We start from the raw sequence: 13,208 nt of genomic DNA, 5'->3' as shown, positions 1-13,208 counted from the left end.
GGGCGCGAAGGCAAGGTCGCCTGGCGACTTGGGGGGCGACTTGGGGGGCGACTTGGGGGGCGACTTGGGGGGCGACTTGGGGGGCGACTTGGGGAAATTGAAGCGTCCGGTCGCCGACGGCAATGAACCTCAGTGCGTTTTGCGCACAATTTTCAACCGCATCCGGCCGGGGCAATGCTCATCGCAAGCGGAATCGCGTATCGGAACGCCGCCAGTTGATCTATTCTTATAGGCGCACGGAGTGCGGAAAAAGGGGCGGAGTCCAATGAAAAAGCAGGTTTATAACAGGAGTTATGTCACATGGCGGTAGGGATCCAGAGCAGAGGTTTCGCGCGTTGGTTGGCACCGGTATTGGCATTGTTGGTGGTCATGCAATTGACCGCCTGCGGCGATAAAGAGCCGGAACAGCGCAAAGCATTTATCGATTACTTACAGAATACCGTGATGCGCAGCGGGGCGAACATCCCCACGCTGAGCGAAGATCAGAAGCAGAAGTTCGGCAACTATGCCGGCGATTACGCGATTTTGGTCGGCTTCTCGCAGCAGTTGTCCAAGTCGGTCGGCGCCAGCCTGACCCCGGCGCTGGATCAGATTAACCAGATCCGCACCGCGCAGGACTATCTGAACAAACGCGATGCGCTGCAGCAATCGGTCGGGGCGTTGAACCTGCTGGGCCAGCAGATCCAGTCCGCCAAATCACAGGCGGATACCGCCCGCGCGGCGCTGAAGCAGCCCGACGATCTGAAGGCAGTGTACAACCAGGCCTATGACAAGATTGTCACCGCACCGGCCAACGCCCTGATGCCGGCGATCCCGACCACCGCCAGCTTCGTGCAGGATCTGGTGCAGGTTGGCGATTTCCTGCAGAGCCAGGGCAATCAGGTCAGCTTCAACAACAACGGCGTGCAGTTCCGTACCGCGCAGCAGGTGGCGCAGTACAACACCATGATGTCGAATCTGGTGGCCAAACAGCAGAACCTGGTAAACGCGCAGAAAGCCATTCAAAGCGTGACGCAATAACGCCTCCACGCACGCAGCAGGCCGGCATTGCCGGCCTGTTTTATTTCCCCTCAGCGTTTCCAATAGCTTGCTGGTTTATTGCGCAGGCTTCTGTACTACACTTCAATTAATCCATTCATTCGGCAATGTAGTTTTCTTTCATTCATCACTTCGCTAGTTCCCGGCGGGATGAGTGCTCACAGGGAAGATCAAACAGAGCGTCGCGATCGGGCGCTGCAGCCAAAAATAAATTGTGATGTTTGTCACAATTTAAAAACAAACCACCAATTTAAAAATGTGACAAATATCACATTATTATGGGTTTCAAGGCGGTTTTTTTCTCACTGTGCTTTTTTTACACGCCATAAATGTGATCTTTGTCACTATAAAGGGTGGTTTGTTGGGGTGTTGTATGTGATTTGTATCACAAAAAATCCGTGAAGTTCGCGTGACAAAAACAGCGTGATAGAGTCCGTTTCGCATACAGCGGCAACACGGCTGGATCGTCACAACAATAATCACGCGCTCTATTGTCAGCGCGTAACAATAGGGGTGTGTTTTATGTTTTCACCAGACATCAAGGTCAAAGTACAAAACTTTGGCCGCTTCCTGAGCAACATGGTGATGCCCAACATCGGCGCCTTTATCGCCTGGGGGATTATCACCGCGCTATTCATTCCAACCGGCTGGCTGCCGAATGAAACCTTAGCCAAGCTGGTCGGCCCGATGATCACCTACCTGCTGCCGCTGCTGATCGGTTATACCGGCGGGCGGCTGGTGGGCGGCGATCGCGGCGGCGTCGTCGGCGCCATCACCACCATGGGCGTCATCGTTGGCGCCGACATGCCGATGTTCCTCGGCGCGATGATCGCCGGCCCGCTGGGCGGCTGGGCTATCAAGCACTTTGACCGCTGGGTGGACGGCAAGATCAAAAGCGGCTTTGAAATGCTGGTGAATAACTTCTCCGCCGGCATCATCGGCATGCTGCTGGCGATCCTGGCCTTCCTCGGCATCGGGCCGCTGGTGGAGGTGCTCTCCAAGCTGCTGGCGGCGGGCGTACACGTCATGGTGACGAACAACCTGCTGCCATTGGCGTCCATCTTCGTTGAACCGGCGAAAATCCTGTTCCTGAATAACGCCATCAACCACGGCATCTTCTCGCCGCTGGGTATCCAGCAGGCTACGGAAGCCGGTAAGTCGGTGTTCTTCCTGATTGAAGCCAACCCAGGCCCGGGCATGGGCGTACTGATGGCCTACATGTTCTTCGGCCGCGGCAGCGCCAAGCAATCCGCCGGCGGTGCGGCAATCATTCACTTCCTGGGCGGCATCCACGAAATCTACTTCCCTTACGTGCTGATGAACCCACGCCTGCTGCTGGCGGTGATCCTGGGCGGCATGACCGGCGTCTTCACCCTGACGATGCTGAACGGCGGCCTGGTTTCTCCGGCTTCTCCGGGTTCGATCCTGGCGGTGCTGGCGATGACGCCGAAAGGCGCCTACTTCGCCAACATTGCGGCGGTGTGCGCAGCCTTTGCCGTCTCCTTCGTGGTGTCCGCTTTCCTGCTGAAAACCTCCAAGGTGAAAGAGGATGACGATCTGGAAGCCGCAACCCGTCGCATGCAAGAGATGAAATCGCAGTCCAAAGGCGGCGCAGCGGCGTCGGCATCGGTCGACGGCGATCTGAGCACCGTGCGCAAAATCATCGTTGCCTGCGATGCGGGCATGGGCTCCAGCGCCATGGGCGCCGGGGTGCTGCGCAAGAAAGTGGCCGACGCCGGGCTGAAGAACATCTCGGTGACCAACAGCGCCATCAACAGCCTGCCGGACGACGTGGATCTGGTGATCACCCACCGCGATCTGACCGAGCGCGCGATGCGCCACGCGCCGCAGGCCCAGCACATCTCGCTGACCAACTTCCTCGACAGCAAGCTGTACAGCGATCTGGTCGATCGCTTGGTGGCGGTCAACAAAACCAGCGACAACCAGCAGAAGGTGCTGGGCGCGCTGGACGACAGCTTCGAAGCCGGTGAGCCGAACCTGTTCAAGCTGAGCGAGAGCAACGTGTTCCTCAACCTGCAGGCCAGCGACAAAGAGCAGGCGATCCGCTTCGCCGGCGAGCAGCTGGTGAAAGGCGGCTACGTCGAGGCAGAGTACGTGCCGGCGATGCTGGAGCGCGAGAAACTCACCTCCACCTACCTGGGCGAGTCGATCGCCGTGCCGCACGGCACCATCGAGGCCAAAGACCGGGTGCTGCGCACCGGCGTGGTGTTCTGCCAGTACCCGCAGGGCGTGCGCTTCGGTGAGGAAGAGGATGAAGTGGCCCGCCTGGTGATCGGCATCGCCGCGCGCAACAACGAGCATATTCAGGTGATCACCAGCCTGACCAACGCGCTGGATGACGAGAGCGTGATCGAGCGGTTGGCGAATACCACCAGCGTGCAGGAAGTGCTGGACCTGCTCGGCGGCAAAAAAGCCGGATAACAGAATCATTTTAAAGGGTGCAGCTTGCTGCACCCTTCGACATTAAGAAGGTAGAGTTATGAAAGCATTACATTTTGGCGCAGGGAACATCGGCCGCGGTTTTATCGGCAAGCTGCTGGCGGACGCAGGGGTTGAGCTGACCTTCGCCGACGTCAATCAAACGGTGCTGGATTTGCTGAACAGCCGTAAAAGCTACGCGGTGCACGTGGTGGGCGAGCAAGAACGCGTGGAGAACGTCAACAACGTCAGCGCCGTCAACAGCGGCAGCGAGGCGGCGGTGGCGCTGATCGCTGAGGCGGATCTGGTGACCACCGCCGTTGGCCCGCAAATTCTCGGCAAAATCGCCGGCACGATCGCCAAAGGGCTGGTGCTGCGTCATCAGCAGGGCAATGTGCAGCCGCTGAACATCATCGCCTGCGAGAACATGGTGCGCGGCACCAGCCAGCTGAAACAGCATGTGTTCGCCGCGCTGCCGCAGGACGAGCAGGCATGGGTTGAGCAGCACGTCGGCTTCGTCGATTCGGCGGTCGACCGCATCGTGCCGCCGGCGGACAGCAGCGATCCGCTGGAAGTGACGGTGGAAACCTTCAGCGAATGGATCGTCGATCAGACCCAGTTCAAAGGCCAGCCTCCGGCGATCGCCGGCATGGAGCTGACCGACAACCTGATGGCGTTCGTCGAGCGCAAGCTGTTCACCCTCAATACCGGTCACGCCATCACCGCCTACCTCGGCCAACAGGCCGGGCTGCAAACCATTCGTGACGCCATTCTCGACCCGGCGATCCGCCGCGTGGTGAAAGGGGCGATGGAAGAGAGCGGCGCGGTGCTGATCAAGCGCTACGGCTTCGACGCCGACAAGCACTCCGCCTACATCAACAAAATCCTCGGCCGCTTCGAAAACCCTTATCTGCACGACGACGTCGAGCGCGTGGGCCGCCAGCCGCTGCGCAAACTGAGCGCCGGCGATCGCCTGATCAAACCGCTGCTGGGCACGCTGGAATACGGCCTGCCGCACGCCAACCTGATCCAGGGCATCGCCGCCGCCATGAGCTACCGCAGCGAACAGGATCCGCAGGCGCTGGAATTGGCGGAATTGCTGAACACGCTCGGGCCGAAAGCCGCGCTGGCGCAAATTTCCGGCCTGCCGGCGGAAAGCGAGGTTGTAGAAGAGGCCGTTGCTGTGTATAACGCCATGCACAAGTAGAATCGTGATGATGAACACCCGAGCGCAGCTTGCTGCGCTCCTGCAACCCGAGTTCGGCATCGACGGCCCTCCCCACGCCTTTCGAAAAGCGACGATGGAAGAAGCACAGGCATTTGAAAACCAGGTTCTGGAAAAGCTGAACGCGGGCAAAACGGTGCGCAGCTTCCTGATCGCGGCGGTAGAGCTGCTGGCGGAAGCGCTCAACGTGCTGGTGGTGCAGGTATTCCGCAAGGATGACTACGCGGTGAAATATGCCGTCGAACCGCTATTGTCCGGCAGCGGCCCGCTCGGGGAGCTGTCGGTGCGCCTGAAGCTGATGTACGGGCTGGGGGTGATCTCCCGCCACGAATATGAAGACGCCGAGCTGCTGATGGCGATGCGCGAAGAGCTGAACCACGACGGCTCGGAATACCGCTTCGTCGACGACGAAATCCTCGGGCCCTTCGGCGAGCTGCACTGCGTGGCCGCGCTGCCGCCGGTGCCGACCTTCCTGCAGCCGGGCGAAGCGGATGAAGCGCTGATCGCCATGCAGCGCCAGCGCTATCAGCAGATGGTGCGCTCCACCATGGTGCTGTCCATTACCGATCTGATCGCCGGTATCGGCGCCAAACAACCTTCCCGACTCTCTCCTCTCGGCCGCGGCTAAGCAAAGGCCGCGCGCCACTCGTCGAACAACAACCACAGCGCGGTGGCGGCCATCAGGCCGGACATCACGCCGTTGAAGGCGCGCAGTTTCCAGGTGACCCGCAGCGCGTTGCGCAACCGGTCGCCCAGCACCGCCCACAGCAGCACGCACGGCAGGTTCAGCAGCGCGAAGCCGGCGATGACCGACAGCGTATGGACAAAGGTGGCGCCTTCGCGCGGGGTGAACAGGATCGCCACGTTGATCACCATCAGCCAGGCCTTGGGGTTGACCGCCTGAAACAGCGCGCCATTGAGCAGGCTCATCGGCTGCGCCTGCTCTTTGGCGTCCGGCGAGGCCGCCTGGAACAGTTTCCATGACAGCCACAGCAGGTAGGCGCAGCCGATCACCGCCAGCGGGAGGCGGATGACGCCGGCCCAGCTCAGCGCCAGCGCCAGCAGTGGAATAATGATCGCCAGCTGCACCGCACAGCCGACGCAGATGCCGAACAGCATCGGCAGGGTGCGGCGCAGGCCGAAGTTGACGCCCGACGAGGCCAGCAGCAGGTTGTTGGGGCCGGGGGTAATCGACATGACGGTGACGTAGCTGACAAAGGCGGAGTCCAGCATGACAGGTTCCTTGAAAATGGCGGTAATCACGAGAGGATCAGCATAATCGCTGCGATGGGATGGTGACAGAACCACAAATCGGATATTGTCATGGTTACAGTTGTGCAAAATGTAAACTGTACCCATTGCCTGGAGAGAAACTGTGACCCTGCTCGATGAAACCCCGGATACCCGTTACCTGCAGCTGGCGGATACGCTGGCCGAGGCCATTCGCCGCGGCACGCTACGGCCCGGCGACCGCCTGCCGTCGGTACGGCGCTGTGCGCAAACTCATCGCGTCAGCATCAATACGGTAGTATCGGCTTACCGCACGCTGGAGGATCGCGGGCTGATCGAAGCGCGGCCGCAGTCGGGGTTTTATGTTCGCAGCACGCTGCCGGCGCTGAAGATGGCCTCGGCGCCCAGCGGGCGCATCGAACCGCCGGCGGACGACGTGCTGGCGCTGATCGACACCGTGTTTGCCGCCCAGCAAAACCCGGCTTTCACCAACATTGCGCTGGCCTGCCCGCAGACCAGCGATTTTTATCCCGGCGGCAAGCTGGGGCGCATGCTGTCCTCACAGCTGCGCCGTCAGCCGGATCTGATCGGGCAGTACCCGTTGCCGCCCGGCAGCCTGCGGCTGCGTCAGCAGATCGCCCGCCGCTCGATGACGCTGGGCATGCTGCTGGAGCCGGGCGACGTGGTGCTGACCCACGGCTGCATGGAAGCGCTGCAGCTGGCGCTGCGCGTCACCACCAAACCGGGTGACTGCGTCGGGCTGGAGTCGCCAACCTATTTCTATCTGCTGCCGCTGCTGGCCAGCCTGGGGCTGAAAGCGCTGGAAATCCCCACCGATCCGCAGCTGGGGCTGTCGCTGGACGCGCTGGAACTGCTATTGAACGAGAAACGGCTGAACGCGGTGATCGCCATGCCGACGGTGCAAAACCCGCTGGGCTGCACTATGCCGCTGGCGGCGAAAAAGCGGCTGGCGCGGCTGATGAACGATCATCAGGTGCCGTTGATTGAAGACGGGCTGTATGCCGAGATCCAGTTCGGCGGCGCGTTGTCGCCGGCGGTGAAGGCGTTCGATCGCGACGGCTGGGTGCTGTTTTGCTCCAGCTTTACCAAAACGCTGGCGCCGGACTTTCGCGTCGGCTGGATCTGCGGCGGCCGTTTCCACGAGGCGTTGCGCAAGCTGAAGGCGGTGTCATCGATGTCCGAGTCGCAGCTGCTGTCGGAAACGCTGGCGACCTTCCTGGAGAGCGGCGGCTACGATCACCATTTGCGCAACCTGCGCAAGCGTTATGCGGCGCAGGTGGACGAGGCACGGGCGCTGATCGCCCGGCATTTCCCGCGCGGCACGCTGGCCACGCAGCCGGCGGGCGGCTTCGTGTTCTGGGTCGAATTCCCTCCCGGCGTGGACAGCGTGGCGCTGTTCCATCAGCTGCTGGAGGAGCAGATTTGTTTGACGCCGGGCACCCTGTATTCGCCCAGCGGGCGTTACCGCAACGCGCTGCGGCTCTCCTGCTGCTACCCGTTCAACGCGCGCTACACCCAGGCGCTGGCCCGGCTGGGCGCCAAAGCCTGCGAGATGAGCGGCCTGCCGCCCGGCATTGCGCAAGACGGGTAACGGCGCGCGCCTTTTGCTACAATGCCGGTATCATTGATTAGCGTGCCATTTTGGGCACAACGGGCCAGAGACCATGAAAGAGAAAGAAAAGGCAGAGATCAAGCGCCTGAGCGACCTGCTGGACGCCTTGAACCACAAAGACGCCACCGTGATCCAACAGGGCAATCCTGAGTTGATCGCGCAGCACACCAAAGAGAAAGAGAAGCTGGCGACGGAGATCGAGCGCCTGAAAAACGTGCGCGGCGAGAAGCTGAGCGCCGAAGCGCAGAAGCTGAGCAAGCTGCCGTTCAGCCGCGAGATCACCAAGAAAGAGCAGGCCGATATGGGCGCGCTGAAGAAAAGCGCGCGCGGGCTGATCGTGGTGCACCCGATGACCGCGCTGGGCCGCGAGATGGGCCTGAAAGCGGTCACCGGCTACGCCAAGAAAGCGTTCTGAACCCCGGGCGTCAGACCTTGGTGGTGAAATACGCCTTGGTCTGATAGGGCACGGTGACCGTGTCCTGGCCCTGCAGCTCCTCTTCTTCCGCCACCAGTTGGCGCAATTGATCGATAACCTGCTCCTGTTGCGGCTGCGGCAGCGCGGCGATAAAGCTGGTTGAACGCACGCGGTTGTAGATCACGTCCTCCACTGCGCCCCGGTGGCCCAGCATAAACACCTGCTCCTGCAGCGGTTCAAAGCCTTTGAACGGGAAGAACTTGCGCCATTCGCCGGTATAGAAACGCGGCGCATCGCCTTCGTGGCTATCGACGATCTGATTCAATTTACGCACCCAACCGACGCGCGCATCGCGCATGTTCCACACCAGACCGAGTTTGCCGCCGGGCTTGAGGATGCGCTGGATTTCCGCCAGCGCCTGCGGCGTGGCGAACCAATGGAAGGACTGGGCGCACACCACCGCATCGACCGACTCGTCCGGCAACGGGATCGCCTCGGCGGTGCCCGCCAGCGTTTTCACCTGCGGCAGCGCCGCCGACAGTTTTTCCAGCATTTGCGGCACCGGTTCGACGGCGATCACCTGCGCGCCGGTTTCCAGCAGGCGCGGGGTAAACTTGCCGGTACCGGCGCCGAGATCGATGACCGTCATGCCGGCGTGCAGGCCGATAGTTTCACGCAGCCAGACGGCGATTTCCGGCGGGTAATCCGGCCGGCCTTTCACATAGCGATCGGCGTTGGCCTGATAGCCTTCGGCGGCGGCGTGATGAATCGAATGGATCGGGGTGGTCATTACCTGGCTCCTGGCTGAAAAAACGTGCGGCTACAGTATAGGCGGAAGAATAGGGTTAACGCGGCATTCGGCGCACGTTTTTCATCTTTTCCGCCCGCGATTTCAACGGCCGAGCAGGCGGCGGTTGAAGTCCTCGAGGCGCCCTTCGGCAAGCCGCGTGAGCATGGTCTTGCTCCAGCTGGCGGAGAGGCCGGCCACCGCCAACAGGCGACGATACTGTTCCGCGTCGAATGGCATATGCCAGGCGATGGCGATGGCTTCGGCGACCGACACGTCGCTGTTGCGCGCCGCCAGCTCCAGCGGACGATCGCCGCTGACCGCGCCGGGCGACACCACCCGATACAGCCAGCCGCAGCGGCCGCTTTGCTGCATCAGCACCGAAATGTCCTCGATGGCGAAGTGATAATTGAGCTTGAAGCACGGTGAGCGCGGCTGGGTGACCTGGATCAGCGCTTCGCCCCAGCGGAAGATGTCGCCCATAAACACATTGTGTTCGGTCAGCCCTTCGGTGGAGATATTCTCGCCGAAGGCCGGGGCGCAAAACTGCTCTGCCTGCGCCGGAAACTGCTCGCGCCAGTGGACGTAATGCTCGCGCGGGTAGTGGCACAGCGCGCGGTCCGGCCCGCCGTGGTAGCTTTTTTCGGCCTGTTCGTCGCCTTCCAGCCCGAGCGGCGTGAGCCGGATGGCGCCATCCACCTGGCGTTTGGCGATGGCGCTGGGGCGCCCGCCTTCATAGGGTTGGATGCTGCCGATGTAAACGTCTGGGTGATGCATGTGCGCCTCCGTGTCTCGCGTCGAGGGCTCAGCATAGCCTGAGTTGTTCCCGTACACTACCCGGCGTTTACCTGTACGGAAGGATGTGTTTTTCCTGTCTATATTTAGGCTTTTATCGTCGAGAAAAAACCATGCGTTTCATTGTATTGAGGCATGCGGAGTCAGAATGGAACCGCTCGGGGATTATTCAGGGGCGAAGTGACAGTCCGTTGACAGAAGAGGGGCGACGTCAAATTGCTGGGCTTGGTGCTCGCTTGCAAATGTTATCGGTCACTTCGTTGATCAGTTCACCGGCTGGTCGGGCTTTTACGACGGCGGAGACGTTGGCTGAGAGATATGGCTGCACTGTGCAAATGGATGAGCGTTTGCAGGAGCAAGATTTTGGCCGACTGGAAGGGTTATCTTATGCGCAGGCCATGCGCGATTATCCTGAAGCGACGCAGTGCCTCTTTGCCGGTAAGGCAGAGGCGTCGGCGCCGGGAGGGGAGAATGCTTATGAGGTTGCCTGGCGCCTGATGGCTTGTCTGTCCGATCTGGCTGTCGATGGACAAAATCAAACGCTCGGTGTTGTTACGCACGGCCATGCCCTGCAGGCACTGATTTGGTGGCTTAAAGGGGCTGACCCGCAGGAGGACCTTCGCAGATACGGTCATCGCAATTGCGGCTACGCAATGCTTGATGTGACCGCCTCTGGTTTTAATTTGTTGAATTGGGGAGTCGCGACCCACCTGTTGCCACAAAGATAGGGCGAGGAACGGATATTCCTCGCCTGAGGGCGTCAGAAGGTGGTCCAGTTCTCTTCCGCTGCGGCGTTGCTGGCCGCGGGTTTGACGGCCGGCGTTTTCGGCGCGGCGGCTTTCACGGCGGCGGGTTCGGTCTGCTCCGCCAAACGGAACACCGAGACGCTTTGCAGCAGCATGTCGGCCTGTTCTTCCAGCGAATCGGCGGCGGCGGCGGACTCTTCCACCAGCGCGGCGTTCTGCTGGGTGGTGTGGTCCATCTCGACGATCGCCTGGCCAATCTGGGCGATGCCGCGCGTCTGCTCATCGGAGGCGGCGGCGATTTCAGCCATGATGTCGCGCACGTGGGTGACCGAGCGGACGATCTGTTCCATGGTGTTGCCGGTGCTTTCCACCAGTTCGGTGCCGGTTTTCACCCGGCTGACCGATTCGGCGATCAGCCCTTCGATCTCCTTGGCCGCCTGGGCGCTGCGGCTCGCCAGGCTGCGCACTTCGCTGGCAACCACCGAGAAGCCCCGGCCCTGTTCGCCGGCGCGCGCCGCTTCGACCGCGGCGTTGAGCGCCAGGATGTTGGTCTGGAAGGCAATGCCGTTGATCAGGGTGGTAATTTCGGCGATACGCTGCGAACTGCTGGAGATATCACGCATGGTGCTGACCACGTTTTCCACCAGCTTGCCGCCCTGCTGCGCGGTCTGCGAGGCATCGGTGGCCAGCTGATTGGCGTGATGGGCGTTGTCGGCGTTCTGTTTCACCGTGGCGGTCAGCTGTTCCATGCTGGCGGCGGTTTCCTCGACCGCCGCCGCCTGCTGCTCGGTGCGGGAAGAGAGATCGGTGTTGCCGGCGGCGATTTCCGCAGAGGCGGTAGAAACCTGGCTGACCCCCATCTGGATCTTCTCAATCATGGTGCGCAGGTTTTGGCTCATGGCCGCCACCGCGTTCAGCAACTGCCCCAGCTCGTCGCGGCGGGTGCTGGTCTGCGCCTGGCGCAGGTCACCGCCGGCGATGCGTTCCGCCATCGCCAGCGTACTGTGCAGCGGACGGGTGATCTGCAGCGTGATGCGCCAGGCGATAAGCACCCCGGCGATGATGGCGATCAGGGTGGTGATGCCCATTTGCAGCTGCGCCAGATTGATGTTGTTGCGCGTCTGCACCAGCTCGTCCTGCATAAAGGCGTTCACCAGCATGCCGATCGCTTGCGCGCGTTCGCCGAGCTGCCGGCTGATCTGCTGCTCGTGCTCATAGGCCGGCAGGTAAGCCGCGATGCGGTTTTTGTAATCGTCCAGGGCGGCCAGCAGCGGCTGCAGCTGCGGGCGCTGCGCGTCGCTCACCCTGCGGCTCAGGGCGTTGGCCGCGTCGCGCGCGTCGTCGATGGCCGCCATCAGCGGGGCTTCGGTTTCCTTGTTCAGGCTCAGCAGCAGGCCGCGCGCGCCGTAGCGCACCTGGGTCAGCTTCTGGTTCAGCTGGATGAAGGCCAGCTGCAGATCGCCGTTGGTCAGCTGGCGTTCCACCTGGCTCAGGCTGGCCTGCACTTCCGACATGTTCCAGCTCTGGCGCACCGCGTCTTTCGCCGTGACCGCCTGCTCAAAGACTTTTTGCTGCTGTTGATATTCCCCGATCAGCGTCACCAGACGCTGCAGATCCTTGCGGCTTTGGGCGTCCCAGTCCAGTGCCTGCCCCTGGTCTATCAGTTTGACGGCGTTCTCAATATTGGCGCGGTTGTTCTGAATGTACTCCGGCCGGTAGGTCTGGCCGTACATGGCGCGGTTGTATTTGGCCTGGTTGATCTCCTCGTTCAGCCGGTTGCTGAAGTCGATGCGATCGGCGCGGGATTCGATGATGTGCAGATATTGCGCCCCGGTGCCGGCGATGACGACCGCCAACAGCAGCAACAGCGCGAAGCCGAGACCGAGCTTTTTACCTACGGTGAGATGAGTGAACTTTCCTGCCAATGCTTGCAATGCCGCCATAGCGTTTTTCCTTCTCCGGGCGAACGTCAATTGAACAAACCATCGGCAAGAAGTGGTCAAACTTTAGCGGATTTCAGGCAAAAAAATACCCGCCGGTGGCGGGCATCTTCATCAACGGGGGCGAATTACTTCTTCGCGGCGAAGCGTGCGGCGGCTTCATCCCAGTTGACCACGTTCCAGAACGCCTTGATGTAGTCAGGGCGTTTGTTCTGATATTTCAGGTAGTAAGCGTGTTCCCACACGTCCAGACCGATGATTGGGAAACCGGAAGCGCCGGCGACGGCTTCGCCCATCAGTGGGCTGTCCTGGTTAGCGGTAGACACCACGGCCAGTTTGCCGTCTTTCAGCACCAGCCAGGCCCAACCGGAACCGAAGCGGGTGGCTGCGGCTTTCTCGAACTCTTCCTGGAATTTCTCAACGCTGCCGAAATCGCGCTCGATGGCCGCTTTCAGATCGCCGCCCAGCGTGGTGCCGGTTTTCAGGTTTTTCCAGAAGAAGCTGTGGTTGGCGTGGCCGCCGGCGTTGTTGCGCATGAAGGTGCGTTTGTCGGCAGGCACCTTATCCAGATCCTGGATCAGCTCTTCAACGCTGTATTTGGCCAGCTCTGGGTAGGCTTCCAGCACGGTGTTGGCGTTGTTGACGTAGGTCTGGTGGTGTTTGGTGTGATGGATTTCCATCGTCTGCTTGTCGAAATGCGGTTCCAGTGCGTCGTAAGCGTACGGCAGGGATGGCAGTGAATAACTCATAATCATCATCTCCAGTGGTGTATGGGCGGCGCAAAGGGCGAGCACCGCGTAAGCAGTCGGATCATTATAGTTAATTAAATGATATTGAAAATGATTATCAATGCCCTGTGAATTGTGTGGTTAATGAACAAATCGCTGCGCTAACATACTGATAAAAGAGGGCGGCGGATGGCCGCCTCAAGCCGTCGATCCGGCGCGTGGGTTACTCTCT

Annotated in this window: 12 protein-coding genes; 7 read left to right on the top strand and 5 right to left on the bottom strand. The window is 60.9% G+C overall.

The window, feature by feature from the left end; all coding sequences use genetic code 11:
• Window positions 1-300: 300 nt before the first annotated feature.
• From ACJ8QI_RS19870 to ACJ8QI_RS19855, 4 genes are all read left to right on the top strand, one after another.
• The gene (locus ACJ8QI_RS19870) at window positions 301-1,020 is read left to right on the top strand and encodes a DUF3053 domain-containing protein (protein WP_016929578.1); all 720 of its coding nucleotides are present in this window, start codon (window positions 301-303) and stop codon (window positions 1,018-1,020) included.
• A 540-nt stretch (window positions 1,021-1,560) separates the two neighbouring features.
• Window positions 1,561-3,480: a PTS mannitol transporter subunit IICBA gene (locus ACJ8QI_RS19865; protein ID WP_102985076.1), complete on the top strand. Its 1,920-nt coding sequence runs from the start codon at window positions 1,561-1,563 to the stop codon at window positions 3,478-3,480.
• Between the two features lie 58 nt (window positions 3,481-3,538).
• Complete coding sequence (locus ACJ8QI_RS19860) at window positions 3,539-4,684, top strand: mannitol-1-phosphate 5-dehydrogenase (RefSeq protein ID WP_442532972.1); 1,146 nt, start codon at window positions 3,539-3,541, stop codon at window positions 4,682-4,684.
• Between the two features lie 94 nt (window positions 4,685-4,778).
• The gene (locus ACJ8QI_RS19855; RefSeq protein ID WP_016929575.1) at window positions 4,779-5,330 is read left to right on the top strand and encodes an MltR family transcriptional regulator; all 552 of its coding nucleotides are present in this window, start codon (window positions 4,779-4,781) and stop codon (window positions 5,328-5,330) included.
• On the opposite strand, the gene ACJ8QI_RS19850 is transcribed toward ACJ8QI_RS19855, so the two are convergent.
• Window positions 5,327-5,935, bottom strand: coding sequence for a LysE family translocator (locus tag ACJ8QI_RS19850; RefSeq protein ID WP_025304783.1), 609 nt, complete (start codon window positions 5,933-5,935; stop codon window positions 5,327-5,329). The genes ACJ8QI_RS19855 and ACJ8QI_RS19850 overlap by 4 nt on opposite strands.
• A 142-nt stretch (window positions 5,936-6,077) precedes the next feature.
• On the opposite strand from ACJ8QI_RS19850, the gene ACJ8QI_RS19845 reads away from it, so the two are divergent.
• Complete coding sequence (locus tag ACJ8QI_RS19845) at window positions 6,078-7,544, top strand: aminotransferase-like domain-containing protein (RefSeq protein ID WP_337149099.1); 1,467 nt, start codon at window positions 6,078-6,080, stop codon at window positions 7,542-7,544.
• Window positions 7,545-7,617: 73 nt separating this feature from the next.
• Window positions 7,618-7,980 carry a YibL family ribosome-associated protein gene (locus ACJ8QI_RS19840; RefSeq protein ID WP_004933989.1) on the top strand — a complete coding sequence of 121 codons (363 nt, stop codon included), beginning with the start codon at window positions 7,618-7,620 and terminating at the stop codon, window positions 7,978-7,980.
• A gap of 10 nt (window positions 7,981-7,990) precedes the next feature.
• Here the strand turns inward: ACJ8QI_RS19840 and ACJ8QI_RS19835 are convergent, their stop codons facing one another.
• Both ACJ8QI_RS19835 and yiiM read right to left on the bottom strand, forming a co-directional pair.
• The gene (locus tag ACJ8QI_RS19835; RefSeq protein WP_442532971.1) at window positions 7,991-8,770 is read right to left on the bottom strand and encodes a class I SAM-dependent methyltransferase; all 780 of its coding nucleotides are present in this window, start codon (window positions 8,768-8,770) and stop codon (window positions 7,991-7,993) included.
• 102 nt (window positions 8,771-8,872) lie between these two features.
• Window positions 8,873-9,544 carry a 6-hydroxyaminopurine reductase gene (gene yiiM, locus ACJ8QI_RS19830; RefSeq protein ID WP_148876984.1) on the bottom strand — a complete coding sequence of 224 codons (672 nt, stop codon included), beginning with the start codon at window positions 9,542-9,544 and terminating at the stop codon, window positions 8,873-8,875.
• Between the two features lie 131 nt (window positions 9,545-9,675).
• On the opposite strand from yiiM, the gene ACJ8QI_RS19825 reads away from it, so the two are divergent.
• Window positions 9,676-10,290, top strand: coding sequence for a histidine phosphatase family protein (locus tag ACJ8QI_RS19825; RefSeq protein ID WP_442532970.1), 615 nt, complete (start codon window positions 9,676-9,678; stop codon window positions 10,288-10,290).
• A gap of 32 nt (window positions 10,291-10,322) precedes the next feature.
• Here ACJ8QI_RS19825 and ACJ8QI_RS19820 read toward each other — a convergent pair whose 3' ends face one another.
• Window positions 10,323-12,251: a methyl-accepting chemotaxis protein gene (locus tag ACJ8QI_RS19820; RefSeq protein WP_442532969.1), complete on the bottom strand. Its 1,929-nt coding sequence runs from the start codon at window positions 12,249-12,251 to the stop codon at window positions 10,323-10,325.
• 125 nt (window positions 12,252-12,376) lie between these two features.
• The gene (gene sodA, locus ACJ8QI_RS19815) at window positions 12,377-12,997 is read right to left on the bottom strand and encodes a superoxide dismutase [Mn] (protein ID WP_004934003.1); all 621 of its coding nucleotides are present in this window, start codon (window positions 12,995-12,997) and stop codon (window positions 12,377-12,379) included.
• Window positions 12,998-13,208: the final 211 nt, after the last annotated feature.

This window comes from Serratia sp. CY84636 (genome assembly GCF_052166245.1).
GTDB classification, from domain to species: domain Bacteria; phylum Pseudomonadota; class Gammaproteobacteria; order Enterobacterales; family Enterobacteriaceae; genus Serratia; species Serratia nevei.
Note: the sequence above shows the minus strand (reverse complement) of the source record. Positions and strands in the feature narration are given on the sequence as shown.